Consider the following 18,264-nt stretch of genomic DNA (forward strand, 5'->3'; position numbering starts at 1 on the left):
GCGGGCGGTCCGTCAGGCCCGTTTCTCGAGCGCCCGCGACAGGGGTTGCGGCAGGCGCGTCAGCATTTCCTTCGGGACGATCTGCCAGAACCGCCGGAGCTCCCGGTCCCAGTCGTTGAGCAGGCGCGCGCCGAGCGGCGACTTGGTCTCGCGCACATGCTCCTCGACCAGCGCCTTGAGGGTCTCCTCCCAATGAGGATGGTCGATGCGCTGCCAGACCACCGTCTCGGGATTGACGTTGCGCGTGAAGGTGTCATCGGCGTCGTGGACGAACGCCATGCCGCCCGTCATGCCTGCGGCGAAGTTCATCCCGGTCGGCCCCAGGACGACCGCCGTGCCGCCGGTCATGTACTCGCAGCCGTTGGAGCCCACGCCCTCGACCACGGTATCGGCACCCGAGTTGCGCACGGCGAAGCGCTCGCCGGCGCGGCCCGAGGCGAACAGCTTGCCGGCCGTCGCGCCGTACAGGACGGTGTTGCCGATGATGGCATTGTGTTCGGGCACCAGCGGGCTGGAAACCGTCGGTTTCACCACGATGGTGCCGCCCGACAGACCCTTGCCGACATAGTCGTTGGCGTCGCCGAAGACTTCGAGCTTCATACCCTGCACGGCGAAAGCGCCGAGCGACTGGCCGGCCGTGCCGCGAAGGCGGATGGTCACGGTGTCGGGCTGCAGGCCCGCCATGCCGTACTTGCGCGTGATCATCGCGGCGAAGCGCGTGCCGACCGCACGGTGCGTGTTGCGTACGCTGTATTGCAGCTGCATCTTCTCGCGGTGCGTGAAGAGCGGCTGGGCGTCGCGGATCATCTGCGCGTCGAGGGTGTCGGGGACCTCGTTGCGGCCCTCCAGCGTGCACAACACCGCGCCGCTGCCGCCATCGGCCCGCGTCAGGAGCGGACTGAGATCGAGATCGTCGAGATAGCGCGCGCCGCGGCTCACCTGCTTCAGCAGGTCCGAGCGTCCGACGACCTGGCTGAGCGAGCGGTAGCCGAGCTGAGCCAGGATCTCGCGCACCTCCTCAGCGACGAAGCTGAAGAGGTTGACCACCTTTTCCGGCGAGCCCTCGAACTTGGCGCGCAGCTTGAGATCCTGCGTGCAGACGCCGACCGGGCAGGTGTTGGAGTGGCACTGCCGCACCATGATGCAGCCCATGGCGATCAGCGAGGCGGTGCCGATGCCATACTCCTCCGCGCCCAGCATGGCGGCGATCACCACGTCGCGGCCGGTCTTGATGCCGCCGTCGGTGCGCAACAGCACCTTCTCGCGCAGCCGGTTGAGGGTCAGCACCTGATGGGTCTCCGACAGGCCCATCTCCCAGGGGATGCCGGCGTACTTGATGCTGGTCTGCGGGCTGGCGCCGGTGCCGCCCGAATGGCCCGACACCAGGATGACGTCGGCCTTGGCCTTGGCCACGCCGGCCGCGATCGTGCCGATGCCCGAGCGCGCCACCAGCTTCACCGTGACCCGCGCCTCGGGGTTGATCTGCTTGAGGTCGTAGATCAGCTGCGCCAGATCCTCGATCGAGTAGATGTCGTGGTGCGGCGGCGGGCTGATCAGCGTCACGCCGGGTGTGGAATGGCGCAGGCGGGCGATCATCTCTGTCACCTTGATACCCGGCAGCTGGCCGCCCTCGCCGGGCTTGGCGCCCTGTGCGACTTTGATCTCGAGCTCGCGACAATTGTTGAGGTACTCGGCCGTCACGCCGAACCGGCCCGATGCCACCTGCTTGATCGCCGACGAGGCATTGTCGCCGTTCGGCCGCGGCTTGTGACGCGCCGCGTCCTCGCCACCCTCGCCGGAGTCCGACTTGGCGCCGATGCGGTTCATGGCGATCGACAGCGTCTCGTGCGCCTCGGGGCTCAGCGCGCCCAGGGAGATGCCGGGCGCCACCAGCCGCTTGCGCAGCTCGGTGATCGATTCGACCTCGTCAATCGGCACCGGCCTGCGGTCCGCCCTGAAGTCGAGCAGGTCGCGCAGGTTGATCGGTGGCAGATGGCGCACTGCCTCGCTGTACTTGCGGAACTTGGCGTAGGACTCGGAGTTCACCGCGTCCTGCAGCATGTGGATCAGGTTGCCCTCGAAATTGTGCGGGTCGCTGCCCCGGCGCGCCTTGTAGAAGCCGCCGATCGGCAACGCGACGACGTCCTCGTCGAACGCGCGCGCGTGCTGGGCGGCGATCTTCTCCTCGATGCCGCGCAGGCCGATGCCCGAGATGCGCGACGGCATGCCGGGGAAGAACTCCTGCACCAGAGAGCGCGACAGGCCGACCGCCTCGAAGTTGCAGCCGCCGCGGTACGACGACAGCACCGAGATGCCCATCTTGGACATGGTCTTGAGCAGACCCTCGTCCAGCGCCTTCTTGTAGTTGGCGACGCATTGGGAAAGCGACAGCTTGCCGAACAGACCGCGTGCGTGGCGTGCCGCGATCGTCTCCTCGGCCAGATAGGGGTTCACCGTCGTGGCGCCGACGCCGATGATCACGGCGGCATAGTGCACGTCGAGGCATTCGGCCGAGCGCACGTTGAGCGAGGTGAAGGTGCGCAACGACTGGCGCACCAGATAGGCGTGCACGCAGCCCGCCGCCAGGATCATCGGCAGCGCCGCCCTGTCGGGCCCGACATTGGCGTCGGTCAGCACAATATGCAGGCAGCCCGAGCGCACCGCGTCCTCGGCCTCCCGGCAGATGCGTTCGAACGCCTTGCGCATCGCGTCGAGCCCGCCGCGCACGTCGCCGTGGTGTGGGTCGAAGGTGCAGTCGATGCGCGCGGCAGTATCGCCCATGTACCTGCGCATCGCCTCGAACTCGGCGTTGAGAACGATCGGCGACTGTAGCGACAGCATCTCGCTCTGCTCGGGCGATTCGTCAAGGATGTTGCCGAGGTTCCCGAGCCGCGTGCGCAGGGTCATGACGTTGCGCTCGCGCAGCGAATCGATCGGCGGATTCGTCACCTGGCTGAAATTCTGCCGGAAGTAGTGGTGCATGCCGCGATAGGTGTCGGAGAGCACCGCGAGCGGCGCGTCGTCGCCCATCGAGCCGACGGCCTCCTTGCTGTCCTCCACCATGGGATGGAGGATCATCTCGAGATCCTCGATCGACCAGCCGACCGCGAACTGCCGGCTGCGCAATTCGTCGGCGGAGAACCGCCGCCCGTCCGGCGCGTCCTGCTTGATCAGCGTGTCGAGTTCGACCGTGCGGCCGATCCAGCCGCCATAGTCGTGGGTGCCGGCGAGCATGTCCTTTAGCTCGCCGTCCTTGAAGAGGCGGGGCTCGTCCATGTCGACCGCCAGCATCTCGCCCGGACCCAGCCTGCCCTTCTCGAGGATGCGGCTCTCGTCCTGCGGCACCATGCCGGCCTCCGAGCCGGCGATGACGAGATCGTCGGCGGTCACGACATAGCGCATCGGCCGCAGCCCGTTGCGGTCCATGCCGACCAGCGCCCACTTGCCGGCGACGGCGGCGATGGCGGCCGGACCGTCCCACGGCTCCATCACGCCGTTCACGTAGTTGTACATGGCGCGGTGCCGCGGCGGAACGTTGGGGTTCGACGCCCAAGCCTCGGGAATCATCATGGTCTTGACCATCGGCAGGTTGCGATGGCCGCGCACCAGCAGCTCGAACACGTTGTCGAGCGCCGACGAATCCGAGGCGCCGGGCTGAATGATCGGCTTCAGGTCCTCGACGTAGCCGCCGAAGCTCTCGTGCTCGAGGCGCGCCTCGTGGCTCTTCATCCAGTTGACGTTGCCGAGGATGGTGTTGATCTCGCCGTTGTGCGCCAGCACGCGGAACGGCTGCGCCAGCCTCCATTGCGGGAAGGTGTTGGTCGAGTAGCGTTGGTGGAAGATGGCGAAGCGCGACACGAAGCGCTCGTCGAGCAGGTCGGGATAGAAGGCCGACAGGTGCTCGGCGAGGAACATGCCCTTGTAGATGACCGACCGGCAGCTGAGCGAGCAGACATAGAACTCGGCGATATTCTCGGCGATCGCCGCCTTCTCCATGCGCCGGCGAAGGATGTAGAGCTGCTTCTCGAACTCGCGGTTGTCGAGCCCCGGATCGCCGCGCCCGATCAGGATCTGCTCGATCTCGGGCCGCGTGGCGTTGGCCTTCTCGCCGATCACGGAGATGTCGACCGGCACCTGTCGCCAACCCAGGATGACGTGGCCGAAGCGCAGAATTTCCGTCTCGACGATGGTGCGGCAGCGCTCCTGCGCGGCGAGATCGGTGCGCGGCAGGAACACCATGCCGACGGCGACCCGGCTGCCCTGCGGATCCTGGCCGCTCGAATCGCGGATGTATTCGTAGAAGAAATCCTGCGGGATCTCGACATGGATGCCGGCGCCGTCGCCGGTCTTCCCGTCGGCGTCGACAGCGCCGCGATGCCACACCGCCTTCAGCGCGTCTATGCCGGCCGCCACGACGTCGCGCCGCCGCTTGCCGTCGAGCGCCACGACGAGACCGACGCCGCAGGAATCCTTCTCCTCGGCGGGATTGTAGCCGTAGGCGGCGGTGAGTCTGGCAGTGCCCTCGCGGTGGTCGCGGACGAAGGTGGCGGCGTCGAACGGCGTGGTGGACATCGTGTGTTCCTAGGTGTCGGAGGAGAGCTTGCCGGCTTCGGCCCAGTTCTCCTTCTTGACGTCGGTCAGGATGATCTGGACGGCGTCGGGCGAGCAGTCGAGCGCGCGGCAGGTGGCGTCGGTCAGTTCCTTCGCCAGCTTGCGGCGCTGTTCGACGGTGCGGCCCTCGAACATCTGCACGTTGATCGTCGGCATGGACTCTCTCCCTTTCCGTTTCAGGTCTTGCGCGGATCGCTGAGGTGGCGCTTTTCCATCTCTGGCGTGAGCGCTCGCATCACTTCGGTCATGATCTCGTGATTGAACGCCTGGCCCACCGCCATCGCCTGGGTCGAGATCGACGGCGTCTCGCGCACCAGCTTGCGGCCGATCGCGCTATCGTAGAAGGCGTTGAGTTCGCGCAGCTCCTCGAGCGTGAAATGCAGGGTGTAGATGCGCGCGTAGGCGTCCATGATGGACGGCAGCCGCTTGGTGAACTCGGCATCCATCAGCGCCATCATCTCCGCCACCGCCTCGCCGCGGCCGGGATTGGCGTGCTCGAGCGCGGCCCTGTACTGGTCCATGGTGGCGCGCGCGACCTGCTGAGTGAGGGTGCCCATGCCGGCCTTCTCCATCAACGCCCGCGCCTCGACGAGCGAGGCCGGATCGGCGGTGCGTTGGGCCTGGGCGACGCCGGCGAACGCCAGCAGCATGAGACAGGCCGAGAGCAGGAGGCGCATGGCGTCCCTCAATTCCGGTGCTGGATGGTGACGTGGCGTGGCCGGCCGGCAACCCGGGCCAGCCAGGCCCGGACGTTGGGGTAGCCCGCCAAGTCGAAGCCGCCCTCATCGGCGACGTGGGTGTAGGCATAGAGGGCGACATCGGCCAGGCCGAAGCGGCCATCGACGAAGAAGTCCCGGTCCGCGAGGTAGCGGTCCATGACGCCGAGCGCCGCATAGCCGCCCTTCATGCGGTTGGGCAGGTCCATCTCCTGCAGCGGCGTCAGCGTCGGCAGGTAGTGCTTCCAGAAGCGCGCCACCGCGACGTAGGGCTCGTGACTGTACTGCTCGAAGAACATCCATTGCAGCGTCTGGGCGCGCGCAAGCCGGCTCGCCGGCGCGAGCTCCGTGCCCTCGGCCAGATACCAGATGATGGCGTCGGACTCGAACAGGTACGTGCCGTCCTCGAGCTGCAATGTCGGGATGCGGCCGTTGGGGTTCATCTTCAGGAACTCGGGCGTGCGCGTCTCGCCCTTGAGGATGTCGTGCTCGACCAGTCGGTAGGGCAAGCCGAGATGGGCCAGCACGAGGCGGACCTTGTAGCCGTTGCCGGAGTCCATGTAGTCGTGGAGCGTCATCATCGGGAGACTCACTCCGCGGCGACCGGCAGCGCGTGGCGCGCCGCGGTCTCGAGATGGGCGTGGATGCGGTCGGCGGCGTCCCTGCCGTCGCGCACCGCCCAAACCACCAGCGAGGCGCCGCGCACGATGTCGCCGGCGGCGAACACGCCGTCGAGGCTGGTCATCATGCTGCGCCAATCGATCTTGAGCGTGCCCCAGTCGGTGACGCCGAGGTCGGCGGCTTCGAGCCGAGCCGGCAGGTCTTCCGGGTCGAAGCCCAACGCCTTCAGCACGAGGTCGGCCTCGATGTTGGTGGCGCTGTTGGGGATTTCCTGTGGCGTCTGCCGGCCGGTCGCGTCCGCCAGGCCGAGACGGATGCGGGTGGTGCGCACGTGAGTGACGCCATCCTTCCCCAGGAACGCCTGCGGCGCGGCGAGCCAGACGAACTCGACGCCCTCTTCCTCGGCGTGCTTCACCTCGCGCTGCGAACCCGGCATGTTGGCGCGGTCGCGGCGATAGAGGCATTTCACCGATCGGGCCCCCTGACGCACGGCGGTGCGCACGCAATCCATCGCCGTGTCGCCGCCGCCGATCACGACGACGTTCTTGTCCTCGGCGTTGAGCGCACCCGACTCGAACTCGGGAACCTTGTCGCCCAGGCCCGCGCGATTGGACGCGGTGAGATAGTCGAGTGCGGCGACGATGCCGGGTAACCCGACGCCGGGTGCCTGGATATCGCGTGCCCTGTAGACGCCCGTGGCGAGCAGCACCGCGTCGTGACGCTGGCGCAGCTCGGCGAAGGCAACGTCGCGGCCGACCTCGCAGTTCAGGTGGAACGTCACCTTCGATTCGCGCAGCAGCGCCTCGCGCCGCTGGACGATCGCCTTCTCGAGCTTGAAGTTGGGGATGCCGTAGATCAGCAGCCCGCCGACGCGGTCGTAGCGATCGTAGATCGCGACCTGATAGCCCCTGCGGCGCAGCTGCTCGGCGGCGGCCAGGCCCGCGGGACCGGCGCCGACGATGCCCACGCTTTGCGGCCTCTCCCGGCGCGGCCGGATCGGCCGGACCCAGCCCTGCTCCCAGGCGGTGTCCGTGATGAAGCGCTCGACCGAGCCGATCGTCACCGCTTCGAAGCCCTTCTCGATGACGCAGTTGCCTTCGCACAGCCGGTCCTGCGGGCAGATACGGCCGCAGATCTCCGGGAAATTGTTGGTCGCCGAGGAGAGCTCGTAGGCCTCGTCGAGGCGCCCTTCGGCCGTGAGCTTCAGCCAGTCGGGGATGTTGTTGTGCAGCGGGCAGTGGACTTGGCAGAACGGCACCCCGCATTGCGAGCAGCGGGACGCCTGCTCGGCAGCCTTCTCGCGTGCATAGTCGCGATAAATCTCCCGGAAGTCATGACAGCGCTCGGCCGGTGGCCGCTTTGGCGGCAGGGCTTGGGGCGTTCCGACGAACTTCAGCATGCGCTCTGTCACAGTCGCTCCCCGAGCTTTCGTGAAATTTTATTACGCAAGAAATGAGCCGATCGCGCCAAAACTGCGCCGGCGGCGCTGTTTCACCATGTAACGAACGATAAGTCAAATAGAGTGACCTATTTTGGATCAAAATAGGCACCTCCGATTGTCGAGTGCCCTTCTGGACTCAATGCGGGGATAATATAATACCATTAGGAGACTATATTCTCGGAGCGCAAAAAACCTGAAGCCTCATGCCGGTGCAATACTTGATAAATTCAGGCCGGTGCGTGCTGGTTGTAACGGCCGCCGACGCGGAACCGGTCGAGATAGGTCGGCAAGATGACTTCAGCCGCCGTCGGCTCGATGTCGAGATCGGCTAGGGATCGAGCGCCTGGCCGGACCACATTGTCGCTCAGCATCAGTTCGACCTGATCGACCGTGATCGGCGGGGTCAGCCCGACGAGGGCGATTTGTTGGGCGAAGAACGCGCCGAACTTCATCAGGCCGGTCGGCACAGCGACGATCGGCTTCCTGCGATTGATCACGCGCAGCACCAATTCGGCGATCTCCCGGTAGGTATAGACGCGCGGTCCACCGAGTTCGAATACCGACTTGGCGCTATCCCTTCTGGCGAGCACAGCGACGGTCGCCCGAGCGACATCGCCCACGAACACCGGCTGCACCTTGGCCTTCCCGTTGCCTGCCAGCGGCACGAAGGGCGCCGCCCAGGCAATACCGGCGAGACGATTGAACATCGCGTCGTTGGCGCCAAAGACCACGGAGTTGCGCAGGATGGTGACGTCGTCGAAGGCGGATACGACGGCATCCTCCGCGGCGACCTTCGATCGGATGAAGGCGTTGCGCGACGACCGGTTGTCGGCCCCGAGCCCCGAAATCTGTACCAGCCGCTGGACACCCGCGGACCGGGCCGCCTCGGCGACGACGCGCGCGCCCTGCGCGTGGACGGCGTCGTAGGTCTGCCGCCCGCGCTGATAGGGAATGCCCGCGGCATTGACCACCGCCTGGCTGCCCCGCAGGGCATTCGCCACCGACTCGGGCATACGCAGGTTCGCACGAACGAGCGTCACTTGGCCGACGTCACCCGCCGTCTTCAGAACCTCGGCGTATTCGATCCGTCGAGCCGCGGCCCGCACGACGAAGCCCTGCCGCGCCAGTGCCCGAACGATCGCCCGACCGATGAAGCCGGAGCCGCCGAAAACCGTGACCTGCCTGATATCCATGGTCCCGGCCTATAGCCTATCGGCTGCCGGCTGCACCAGTGGTCGACGCGTCCGCCGCGGTTGACATCCGGCCGGACGGGCCCTAACTCACGCCTCCGCACTTGCCCGCATGCCGTGCCCAGGTGGCGGAATTGGTAGACGCACTAGTTTCAGGTACTAGCGCCGCGAGGCGTGGAAGTTCGAGTCTTCTCCTGGGCACCATGCGGGGCGTGCGAGGCTTCTCCTAGAATGGCGATCAAGCTTCATCAGGGCGACCTTCCCGCCGGCCTCGACCTCGGCCCGGTCGTGGCGATCGACACGGAGACGATGGGTCTGAACCCCCATCGCGACCGGTTGTGCCTGGTCCAACTCTCGGCTGGCGATGGCAATGCCCATCTCGTCCAGATCCCGCGCGGGCCGGTCAAGGCGCCTCGTCTCGCAGCTCTGCTGTCCGATTCGAAGATCCTGAAGCTCTTCCACTTCGGCCGTTTCGACATCGCCGTTCTGGAGTACGCGCTCGGCGTCCGCTGCGAACCGGTCTACTGCACGAAGATCGCCGCGCGCCTGACCCGCACCTTCACCGACAAGTTCGGCCTGAAGGACCTCTGCAAGGAATTGCTCGGCGTCGATCTGTCGAAGCAGCAGCAGACCTCCGACTGGGGCGCCGACACGTTGAGCGACGAGCAAATGGCCTACGCCGCCTCCGACGTTCTCCACTTGCATGCGCTGAAGGTCCGGCTGGACGCCCTGCTGGAGCGTGAGGGGCGCGCCGAGCTTGCCCAAGCGGCGTTTTATTTCCTCCCGTCACGGGCCCGGCTCGATATCGCCGGCTGGCCCGATACCGACATCTTTGCCCACTGAGCCGCAACTTTATTGTCATTGGCATGAATCTTGCTTAAGCACTCTCAGAGGGGTCAAATGACCCCGAGGGTGGGGGTTCATGCGTATCGGTCCGAGTCTTATTCTGGCATCGCGCCAGACGCTCGCAATGACGCCGCAGCTGCAGCAGGCGATCAAGTTGCTGCAATTCTCGCACCTCGAACTCGCCGCCTTCATCCAGCAGGAACTCGAAAAGAACCCCTTGCTGTCCGAGGCCGCGCCCGACGATGGGGCGGTACGAGACAACGAGCCTCCGGCCAAAACGCCGACCGACACTGCGGAAGCATTGGCTGCGGCCGCCCCGGCGTTGGCCGATGCCGACGAAAGATGGACGCGCGAGTTCGCCGACCGCGGTGGCGACGCCTCCGCCAGTCGGGTCGGGCAGCGTGAGGGCGCGCCCGACGCCCTCGACTTCGTGGCGGAACGCAAGCCGTCGCTTGCGGCGTATGTTCTTGAGCAAATCGGCATCGTCTTCGCCGACCTCGGGCTGCGGCGCATCGCGCTGAAGCTCGCCGAGGGTCTCGACGAGGCGGGCTATTGTCGCCTCGATGCCCTTGCAATAGCGCAGGCCGTCGGTGCCGATCTCCGGACCGTCGAGCGCGTATGGGCGCGTCTGCGTCAGTTCGAACCGACGGGCCTGTTCGCCCGCACCGTCGCCGAATGCCTCGCCGCCCAGCTCGCCGAGCGCAATCGTCTCGACCCGGCGATGAAGGCGCTGCTCGACAATCTCGATCTCGTCGCCGCCGGCGAGTTGACGCAGCTCCGTCGTCGCTGCGGCGTTGACGATGAGGATCTTCGCGACATGCTGGCGGAACTGCGCACGCTCGATCCGCGCCCCGGCCAGGCCTTCGACTACGAGCCGATCCAACTGGTCGCGCCCGACCTCTTCCTGACTCCGGCGAAGGATCCCGAGACCGGCGAAGAGGGTTGGCACATCGAATTGAACACGGATGCGCTGCCCAAGGTCCTGGTCGATCGCAACTACCACGCGACCCTGATGAAGGGCACGCGCGCCAAGTCGGATCGCGACTTTGTCGCCGAGCGCTTCCAGTCGGCCAACTGGCTGGTGAAGACGCTTGAGCAGCGAGCGACGACAATCCTCAAGGTGGCGCGCGAGATCGTGCGCCAGCAGGACGGCTTCTTCCGCCATGGTGTCAGTGCGCTGAAGCCGCTGGTGTTGCGCGACATCGCCGTGGCCACCGAACTTCACGAGAGCACGGTGAGCCGCGTGACATCCAACAAGTACATCTCCACGCCGCGCGGCATCTTCGAGCTGAAATATTTCTTCACGTCGGCCCTGCCGGCACGCACACCCGGAGTCGTCGTCTCCTCCGAAGCCGTGCGCTCGCGCATTCGCCATCTGGTCGGCAGCGAGAGCGCACACCAGCCCTTGTCCGACGATCGCATCGTCGATCTGCTGAAGGGCGAGGGTGTCGAGATCGCCCGACGCACCGTCGCGAAGTACCGCGAGGCCATGCGCATTCCGTCGTCGGCGGAGCGCCGTCGCCTCGGGCGCCTCGGCATGGCGCGCGGCGTGCCCCCGATGACATCGCCCGTCGCCGTCGTCTCCCAGGCCCTGTCGGGGCCCGCCGATTGATCGCTTGACCGGTGCGGACGAGGCGCCTATACGGCGCACTTCGCGGCCGGCTCCTGGGCTCGCGTTCGTCTGCTAACCCTCTGGTGATATTGTGGAAATCGCCGATTTGCTGCCCGGACCGGATGCCGTTCTGGCCAGCGTGAAAGCGTCCGGCAAGAAGGCGCTTCTCGCAGAACTCGCAAGCCGCGCCGCCACGACCTACAAGCTCGACGAACGCCGTCTCTTCGATCGTCTGCTCGAGCGCGAGCGCCTGGGGTCGACGGGCATCGGTGGCGGCATCGCCATTCCGCACGGCCGGATGGCATCGCTCGCGGCGCCGCGCGGACTGTTCGCGCGGCTTTGCAATCCGGTCGACTTCGATTCGATCGACGAACGGCCAGTCGACACGGTTTTCCTCCTGGTCGCTCCCGAGGGCGCCGGCGCCGATCATCTGAAGGCGCTGGCTCGCGTGTCGCGGCTGCTGCGCGATCACAACCTGGTCGACAAGTTGCGCGCCACCGATAACGCCGATGCCCTGTATGCGCTGCTCGTCGAGCCGATCCAGGCGCAAAGCGCCGCCTAGCGCCGGGCGCAGCGGGCGAACGCCGCGCCCGTCAGTGCACCGTCTTCAATGCACCAACGCCGGTTCGAGGTCGTGCTGACGCAATAGCACCTGGGCGACTTCGACCGAGGGCACCGAGGCCATCGGCTTGCCGTCGGCCGAGAAGATGCCGATCGCGTTGGCGCCATCGGGCAAATTGATCGGCCTCACATAGGCGATCTGATGCGCGCCCAAACTCAAGAACGCGTCTTCTGCCAGAGGGATGAAGGCAGGCGTGCCCTGATCGTTGTTTTCCATGGCTACCTCCTCGATGGCGTCAACGCGGCGCGACCCGCCGCGCGGCGATATCGATGGTGTTGTCCTTGCCATCCGCTCGCTTGCCATCGTCGATGCGGATGGTACGGATGCGCGGTTCGGCCTGCGGGCGCACGAGATCGATCGATAGCAGGCCGTTGTCGAGACGCGCACCGGTCACCTCGATGCCGTCGGCGAGCATGAAGCTGCGCTGGAACTGGCGCGCGGCGATGCCGCGATGGAGGTAGACCCGGCTCGCGTCGTCGGTTTGCTTGCCACGCACCGTGAGTTGGTTCTCGATCAACTCGATCATCAAGTCGTCCAGCGTGAAGCCGGCGACCGCCAACGTAATACGCAGCCCATTCTCGCCGATCCTCTCGATGTTGTAGGGCGGATAGCCCTCGGCACCTTTGGTCAGGCGATCGAGCGTCCGCTCGAGCTGGTCGAAGCCCAGCAGCAATGGCGAATTGAACATCGACACGCGACTCATAACCCTCCTCCAAGGAGCGAGCGGCCGGGGAAGCCCAAAGAGCCTTTCCCTTGCAGGGAAAATTGGGATGCCTGGGGGCCGGTTCAAGGGTCGCCACGACCCTTGACCTCAGGTAAACTATGAACAATTCCCCTCAACTGTCTGGGAAAACCCGGACCAACGACCAAAAGCCGATGACCCTGATCGCTTCCGACGCGCGTCCGATTCGATCCGCCCCCGCCCGCACGGGCAGGCAGAGCGACCAGCGATCGCTCGGTCGATGGCTGCTGGGGACCTCCGCCTATGCCCTGACACTTGGCCTGCGCAAGCCGCGCAGTTTCTTCGCCGTCGCGCCGGATACCTGGCCGGGGGACAGCTTGCAGGGTCGCCGGCTGCTGGCCGGCGAATTCGTGACACATGGCTTGGTCGGGAGGGTCGCACCGGCGAGCGACGATCCGCCATGGCGCCGGGCCAGCGCTGCCTCGATCTGGCTCGAAACGCTGAACGGTTTTTGCTGGCTACGCGACCTGCGCGACTGCGGCGAGCCCGGCTCGGCAGCGCTCGGCGTGCGCCTGATCGACGACTGGAGCCAGCGCGAATGGCGCTGGTCGCCGCTGACGTGGCGGCGCGACATTCTGGCCCGTCGCCTGATCTCCTGGGTACGCCACTACGATTGGCTGGCCGCGTCGGCCGACCCGGGCTTTGCCGCGCGCTTCGTGAACTCCCTCGCCCGCCAGCGCACTCATTTGCGCCGCGCCGCGCGAACGAGCCTGGCCGGCCGGGAGGCGGTGCAGGTGTTGACGGCGCTGGTCTATGCCGACCTCGCCTTCCTGCGCGACGGCAAGCAGCACGAGAAGGGATTGGCCCAGTCGCTCGGCCGGCTCGCGCGCTTCGTGAAGCGCTATGTGCTGCATGACGGTATCGTCGCCGAGCGCGCGCCTCATCTCCAGCTTGGTGTGCTGCGCGATCTCCTCGATGTCAGGGCAGCCCTGGCCTCGGCCGAGCGTCAGGCTCCGGCCGAGATCATCGCCGCAATCGACCGGCTGGCACCCATGCTGCGCTTTTTCCGGCATGGCGATGGCGGCCTCGCGCTCTTCAATGGTGCCTGGGAGGGCGACCGCAGCGTGATGGACCTGGTTCTGGCGCGATCGGGCTCCAACCAGGCGCCGCCGCAGCTCGCGCTGGTGAGCGGCTTCCAGCGCATGACTGCCGGTACCACGCTGGTCATCGCCGATGCCGGCAGCCCGCCAGGCCGCGGCATGGATGGCCTTGCCCATGCCGGCACGCTCAGCTTCGAGATGAGCACGGCGCACGAGCGGCTGATCGTCAATTGCGGCACGTTCCCCGGCGCGCCGAGCGAATGGCGTCGCTTCATGCGCTACACCGCCGCGCATTCGACGGCGGTGGTCGACGATACGAACTCCAGCGAGATCACCGATCACGGATCGCTCGAGTATCGCGCCGGCAACGTGCTGATCGATCGCGCCGACGATCAGGGCGCGCAATGGCTCGACATGAGCCACGACGGCTATCGCTCGCTGTTCGGAATCATCCACCGCCGCAGATTGTGGCTGTCCGCCGACGGCGGCGATCTGCGGGGTGAGGACATGTTCGTGGGCCACGAGGGACGGCCGGTCACGCATCCCGACCGGCGCTTCATCGTCCGCTTCCATCTGCATCCGGCGGTCAAGGCGACGCTGGCCCAGAGCGGGCAGGCGGTGCTGATGCGTCTGCCGAGCGGGCGCGGCTGGCGGCTGCGCGCCTCGGGCGCCGGCATCGGCCTCGCCGAGAGCATCTATCTCGGCGAGGAAGGCCGTCAGCGACGCACCGAGCAGATCGTGTTGGTCGGACAGGTGCCGATGGAGGGCACCGCGGTGAAGTGGGCGCTCACGCGCATGGAAGGCTGAAGACCTCCCGGTCGCGCGGGAGGTTCTGGGAGCGGAGGGCAATCCCCGCAATTTCCGCCAGTGCGCCAGGGGTCGAACGCCGGAGAATCTGGTTCAAATCGGGCCGTCGGGGCTTGTTCGTCTGCGGACGTTCGACCTTGCCCAGCCACGACATCTGGGCGACGGGCTCAGTAGCGTCAGGTCCCGCCAGCCATGGGGAGTTTCCTACGGCTTGAGAAAGCCGACGATCCTGTAGGTCTCCTCGAGGATCGGCGCGGCCAGCGCGCGGGCGCGCTCGGCGCCGTTGCGCAGGACCGCATCGACATGGGCCGGCTCCTTCATCAGCCGCTGCATCTCCGCGCCGACCGGCCCGAGCTTGGCGACGGCGAGCTCGGTCAGCGCCGCCTTGAACTCGGAGAACTGCTTGCCGGCGAACGCGCCGATCACGTCGTCCTTCGCTTGGTCGGCGAGGGCGGCGTAGATGCCGAGCAGGTTGTCCGCATCGGGCCGCTTCTCCGCGTCCGCCGCCATCTCGGGCATGGGGTGCGGGTCGGTTTTGGCGCGGCGGATCTTCTGGGCGATGGCGTCGGCATCGTCCGTGAGGTTGATGCGCGAGAAGTCCGACGGATCGGACTTGCTCATCTTCTTCGTGCCGTCGCGCAGGCTCATGACGCGCGTCGCCGCGCCGAGGATCAGCGGCTCGGTGATCGGGAAGAAGTCCGGCGCGGCGAAGTCGTTGTTGAACTTGATGGCGATGTCGCGCGTCAGCTCGAGATGCTGCTTCTGGTCCTCGCCGACCGGCACGTGGGTGGCCTTGTAGATAAGGATGTCGGCGGCCATCAGCGCGGGATAGGCGTAGAGGCCGAGCGAGGCGTTCTCGCGGTCCTTGCCCGCCTTCTCCTTGAACTGCGTCATGCGGTTCATCCAGCCGACGCGGGCCACGCAGTTGAAGATCCAGGCGAGCTGGGAATGCTCGGGCACCATCGACTGGTTGAAGACGATCTGCTTCTTGGCGTCGATGCCGGCGGCGAGGAAGGCCGCGGCGATCTCGCGCGTCTGGGCGGCGAGCTGCGTGGGGTCCTGCGGCTGGGTGATGGCGTGCTGGTCGACCACGCAGTAGAGGCACTCGTAGTCGCTCTGCAGGCGCGCGAAGTTGCGGATAGCACCGAGATAGTTGCCGAGATGCAGGTTTCCGGTGGGCTGCACGCCGCTCAGGATGCGGCCCTTGAGGCCGCGCGCGGCATATTGCGCCAGATGCGGGTTGGGCGCAGCGGCGCCGCTCGTCACGTCGGGCATGGGATGTGGACTCCGCTCAGTGTGGAAGGGCGCGGGGTTTGGACCTCCGCGCACCCCGCCGGTGGAAGGCGAGGGCGCGCGGGTATCGCCCAGGTCGCGGACGGAATCAAGGCGGGCTATAAGCGCGGGCCGGAGGCCGCATGTCCCAGAACCAGCCGATCGAGTTCAAGTTCCCCGAGCTTCGCAAGTGGGAGAAGGGGACGGCGCCTTATGTCCACGTCTTCGAGAGCGGCAAGCCCGGCCCGACCGTGATGGTGGCGTCTCTGACCCATGGCAACGAGGTGTCGGGCGCCGTTGTGATCGACGATCTGCTGTCGCGCGGGCTCAAGCCGCGACGCGGCGCGCTGATCTTCTCCTTCAACAATATCGAGGCCTTCCACTCGTTCGATCCCGCCGCGCCCTTCCGCTCGCGCATGATCGACGAGGACTTCAACCGCACCTGGGGCCGGCTCGACCAACCGGCGACGACGGTGGAGACCCGCCGCGCCCGGGTGCTGCGGCCTTTCGTCGAGCGAGCCGATCTGTTGCTCGATCTGCATTCCATGCACGACGACGGCGTGCCGCTGATGCTGTCGGGCCCGCTCGACAAGGGCGTGGCGCTGGCGCGCCGGGTCGGCACGCCGGTCGACATCGTGCGCGATTCGGGTCATGCCGCCGGCATGCGCATGCGGGACTACGGCGGGTTCGGCGATCCCCGAAGCGCAAGGAGCGCGCTGCTGATCGAGACCGGCCAGCATTGGCGGGCTTCGTCGGTCGCCGTCGCCAAGGATGTGACTTTCCGCTTCCTCGCCGCGTCGGGCATCGTCGAAGCGTCCGACCTGCCGGCCGACTGGCGGCAGCCCGACCCGCCGCATCAGCGCGTCGTCGAGGTGACACACGCCATCGCCACCCGGCGCGGCAACTTCCGGCCGGCGCGCCATTTCGAGGGCCAGGAGGTGATCGCCAAGGCCGGCACCGTGCTCGGCCACGACGACGGCGAGCCGGTGACCACGCCCTACGACGATTGCGTGCTGGTGATGCCGTCGTCGAACCGGCCGCTGCGCGCGGGCGTCACTGTGGTTCGTCTGGGGCGGCTGACCTGAGACCGGGCTGGCGGCGCATCATGAAGCGCAGCTCGGCGACGTCGACGACGCCGAACGCCATGCCGAGCGCGCCGTAGACGCCGATGCCCAGCAGGCAAAGGCCGGCCAGCGCGCCGACCCCTGCGAAGTCGGCGCGCGCCAGGGCCGGCGCGAGAGGCCCAAGGGCGATCCACAGCACAACTGCCATGCCGGCCGTCGCGAGGCCGATGCGCCAAGCTCGCGAGATCAAGCGGCGGTCGGCGATCCAGTGGCGTCGCGCCAGCAGCATCGCCGCCAGTAGTGCCGCGTTGAGCCAGCCCGCCAGCGAGGAGGCGAGCGCGATGCCGACATGGGCGAGCGTGGTCGCCAGCAGGAAGACGAGATTGAGGATGACGTTGGCGGCGATACAGGCGATGGCGATGTAGAGTGGCGTGCGGGTGTCCTCGCGGGCGAAGAAGCCCGGCGTCAGGGCCTTGACCAGCACGAAGGCGGGCAGGCCCGCGGAGAAGGCGGCCAGCGCGCCAGCCGCTCGCCAGGTATCCTCGGCGCCGAAACGCCCGCGCTCGAACAGCATGCGGATGATCGGCTCGCTGAGCAGCAGCAGCGCGACGGCGGCGGGCAAACCGAGCAGCAGGCCGACCTCGATGGCGCGGTTCTGGTTGGCCATTGCCGCGTCGGTCTCGCCGGCGCGCAGCTGGCGGGCGAGCAGCGGCAACAGTGCGGTGCCGATGGCGACGCCGACCACGCCGAGCGGCAATTGGGCGATGCGGTCGGCATAGTACAGCGCCGAGATCGTGCCGACCGGCAGCAGCGACGCCCAGACAACGTCGAGCACCAGCCCGATCTGCTGCACGCCGCCGCCGATTGCGACCGGGGTGGCGAGCTTGACCAGCCGCGCCACGCGCCCGGTCCAGCGTGGCCGCACGATCGTCAGCCCGACGCCCTCGCGCGCACAGGCGGCCAGCAGCCACAGCCACTGGACGACGCCTGCGACCGCCACGCCGAGCGCTGCGGCGTAGCCGCTGTTGGGCAGGAAGGGCGTGAGGCCGAGAACGGCGGCGATGACCGTGAGATTGAGGAGGATCGGTGTCGCCGCGACGTGGGCGAAGCGTTCGAGGCTGTTGAGCACGCCGCCGTAGAGCGCCGTCAGGGCGATGAACAGCAGATAGGGAAAGGTGATGCGGCCGAACGCGACGGCGAGGTCGAAGGTCGCCGGTTCTGGGCGCAGGCCGGGGGCCATCACGGCCATCACCCACGGCATGGCAAGGATCAGCAGCGCCGAGAACGGCAGCAACACCGCCAGCAGCGCCGCCTGCGCCTGACGGGCGAACACGATGGCGTCGACCCGACCGCCCTCCTGCAGGGCGCGGGCGAACAGCGGCACGAAGGCTGCGGAAAAGGCGCCCTCGGCGAACAGGCGGCGAAAGAAGTTCGGCAGCTTGAATGCGACGAAGAAGGCATCAGCCACCGCCCCCGAGCCGAGTACGGCCGACAGCACGATGTCGCGCAGGAATCCCACGACACGGCTCACCATGGTGAAGCCGCCGACGGTGGCGATGGCGCGGCCGAGGCTCATGTCGTTATCGCCACAATCCTGTCATCATCGTCTGCCATATACGTCCTCGGTGGCGGCCGGCGATGTGATGGCCGGTTTAAACCGCTACCACGGCCGGTCCCGGG

At 67.1% G+C, this 18,264-nt stretch carries 15 protein-coding genes and 1 tRNA gene; 6 read left to right on the forward strand and 10 right to left on the reverse strand.

Annotation, left to right across the window (positions count from 1 at the left end; all coding sequences use genetic code 11):
- Positions 1-12 precede the first annotated feature (12 nt).
- From gltB to KIT25_24365, 6 genes are all read right to left on the reverse strand, one after another.
- On the reverse strand, positions 13-4,572 hold the full coding sequence (gene gltB / locus KIT25_24340; GenBank protein ID UYN95104.1) for a glutamate synthase large subunit: 4,560 nt from the start codon (positions 4,570-4,572) through the stop codon (positions 13-15).
- 9 nt (positions 4,573-4,581) lie between these two features.
- Positions 4,582-4,767, reverse strand: a complete 186-nt coding sequence (locus KIT25_24345; protein UYN95105.1) for a 4-oxalocrotonate tautomerase — start codon at positions 4,765-4,767, stop codon at positions 4,582-4,584.
- 20 nt (positions 4,768-4,787) lie between these two features.
- Positions 4,788-5,288 (reverse strand): DUF2059 domain-containing protein, encoded by a 501-nt coding sequence (locus tag KIT25_24350; GenBank protein UYN95106.1) that lies wholly within the window; start codon positions 5,286-5,288, stop codon positions 4,788-4,790.
- Positions 5,289-5,296: 8 nt separating this feature from the next.
- Entirely contained in the window at positions 5,297-5,908 is a 612-nt protein-coding gene (locus KIT25_24355; protein UYN95107.1) for a glutathione S-transferase family protein, read from the reverse strand.
- An 8-nt stretch (positions 5,909-5,916) separates the two neighbouring features.
- Entirely contained in the window at positions 5,917-7,359 is a 1,443-nt protein-coding gene (locus tag KIT25_24360) for an NAD(P)-dependent oxidoreductase (protein UYN95108.1), read from the reverse strand.
- 257 nt (positions 7,360-7,616) lie between these two features.
- Positions 7,617-8,582, reverse strand: coding sequence for a complex I NDUFA9 subunit family protein (locus tag KIT25_24365; GenBank protein ID UYN95109.1), 966 nt, complete (start codon positions 8,580-8,582; stop codon positions 7,617-7,619).
- Between the two features lie 116 nt (positions 8,583-8,698).
- On the opposite strand from KIT25_24365, the gene KIT25_24370 reads away from it, so the two are divergent.
- The 4 genes from KIT25_24370 (at position 8,699) to KIT25_24385 (ending at position 11,599) form a co-directional block, all read left to right on the forward strand.
- Positions 8,699-8,783, forward strand: a tRNA-Leu gene (locus KIT25_24370).
- Positions 8,784-8,810: 27 nt separating this feature from the next.
- Complete coding sequence (locus KIT25_24375; GenBank protein UYN95110.1) at positions 8,811-9,422, forward strand: ribonuclease D; 612 nt, start codon at positions 8,811-8,813, stop codon at positions 9,420-9,422.
- 79 nt (positions 9,423-9,501) lie between these two features.
- Positions 9,502-11,037, forward strand: coding sequence for an RNA polymerase factor sigma-54 (gene rpoN / locus KIT25_24380; protein ID UYN95111.1), 1,536 nt, complete (start codon positions 9,502-9,504; stop codon positions 11,035-11,037).
- Between the two features lie 91 nt (positions 11,038-11,128).
- The gene (locus KIT25_24385) at positions 11,129-11,599 is read left to right on the forward strand and encodes a PTS sugar transporter subunit IIA (GenBank protein UYN95112.1); all 471 of its coding nucleotides are present in this window, start codon (positions 11,129-11,131) and stop codon (positions 11,597-11,599) included.
- A 45-nt stretch (positions 11,600-11,644) separates the two neighbouring features.
- On the opposite strand, the gene KIT25_24390 is transcribed toward KIT25_24385, so the two are convergent.
- Together KIT25_24390 and KIT25_24395 are read right to left on the reverse strand one after the other, a co-directional pair.
- The gene (locus tag KIT25_24390; protein ID UYN95113.1) at positions 11,645-11,875 is read right to left on the reverse strand and encodes a hypothetical protein; all 231 of its coding nucleotides are present in this window, start codon (positions 11,873-11,875) and stop codon (positions 11,645-11,647) included.
- A 19-nt stretch (positions 11,876-11,894) separates the two neighbouring features.
- Positions 11,895-12,362, reverse strand: a complete 468-nt coding sequence (locus KIT25_24395; protein UYN95114.1) for an Hsp20 family protein — start codon at positions 12,360-12,362, stop codon at positions 11,895-11,897.
- A gap of 173 nt (positions 12,363-12,535) precedes the next feature.
- On the opposite strand from KIT25_24395, the gene KIT25_24400 reads away from it, so the two are divergent.
- On the forward strand, positions 12,536-14,248 hold the full coding sequence (locus KIT25_24400) for a heparinase II/III family protein (GenBank protein UYN95115.1): 1,713 nt from the start codon (positions 12,536-12,538) through the stop codon (positions 14,246-14,248).
- A 204-nt stretch (positions 14,249-14,452) separates the two neighbouring features.
- Here the strand turns inward: KIT25_24400 and trpS are convergent, their stop codons facing one another.
- Positions 14,453-15,523 (reverse strand): tryptophan--tRNA ligase, encoded by a 1,071-nt coding sequence (gene trpS, locus KIT25_24405; GenBank protein ID UYN95116.1) that lies wholly within the window; start codon positions 15,521-15,523, stop codon positions 14,453-14,455.
- 140 nt (positions 15,524-15,663) lie between these two features.
- Here trpS and KIT25_24410 point away from each other — a divergent pair, with 140 nt between their 5' ends.
- Entirely contained in the window at positions 15,664-16,605 is a 942-nt protein-coding gene (locus KIT25_24410) for a succinylglutamate desuccinylase/aspartoacylase family protein (protein ID UYN95117.1), read from the forward strand.
- Here the strand turns inward: KIT25_24410 and murJ are convergent.
- Positions 16,574-18,160, reverse strand: coding sequence for a murein biosynthesis integral membrane protein MurJ (gene murJ, locus KIT25_24415; protein ID UYN95118.1), 1,587 nt, complete (start codon positions 18,158-18,160; stop codon positions 16,574-16,576). The genes KIT25_24410 and murJ overlap by 32 nt on opposite strands.
- Positions 18,161-18,264 lie beyond the last annotated feature (104 nt).

This window comes from Enhydrobacter sp., from assembly GCA_025808875.1.
Lineage (GTDB): Bacteria > Pseudomonadota > Alphaproteobacteria > Reyranellales > Reyranellaceae > Reyranella.

Coding starts and splice junctions, on each gene's coding strand:
- gltB (UYN95104.1), bottom strand. CDS start 4,572: ATGTCCACCACGCCGTTCGACGCCGCCACCTTCGTCCGCGACCACCGC.
- KIT25_24345 (UYN95105.1), bottom strand. CDS start 4,767: ATGCCGACGATCAACGTGCAGATGTTCGAGGGCCGCACCGTCGAACAG.
- KIT25_24350 (UYN95106.1), bottom strand. CDS start 5,288: ATGCGCCTCCTGCTCTCGGCCTGTCTCATGCTGCTGGCGTTCGCCGGC.
- KIT25_24355 (UYN95107.1), bottom strand. CDS start 5,908: ATGATGACGCTCCACGACTACATGGACTCCGGCAACGGCTACAAGGTC.
- KIT25_24365 (UYN95109.1), bottom strand. CDS start 8,582: ATGGATATCAGGCAGGTCACGGTTTTCGGCGGCTCCGGCTTCATCGGT.
- KIT25_24375 (UYN95110.1), top strand. CDS start 8,811: ATGGCGATCAAGCTTCATCAGGGCGACCTTCCCGCCGGCCTCGACCTC.
- rpoN (UYN95111.1), top strand. CDS start 9,502: ATGCGTATCGGTCCGAGTCTTATTCTGGCATCGCGCCAGACGCTCGCA.
- KIT25_24390 (UYN95113.1), bottom strand. CDS start 11,875: ATGGAAAACAACGATCAGGGCACGCCTGCCTTCATCCCTCTGGCAGAA.
- KIT25_24395 (UYN95114.1), bottom strand. CDS start 12,362: ATGAGTCGCGTGTCGATGTTCAATTCGCCATTGCTGCTGGGCTTCGAC.
- KIT25_24400 (UYN95115.1), top strand. CDS start 12,536: ATGACCCTGATCGCTTCCGACGCGCGTCCGATTCGATCCGCCCCCGCC.
- trpS (UYN95116.1), bottom strand. CDS start 15,523: ATGCCCGACGTGACGAGCGGCGCCGCTGCGCCCAACCCGCATCTGGCG.
- KIT25_24410 (UYN95117.1), top strand. CDS start 15,664: ATGTCCCAGAACCAGCCGATCGAGTTCAAGTTCCCCGAGCTTCGCAAG.
- murJ (UYN95118.1), bottom strand. CDS start 18,160: ATGAGCCTCGGCCGCGCCATCGCCACCGTCGGCGGCTTCACCATGGTG.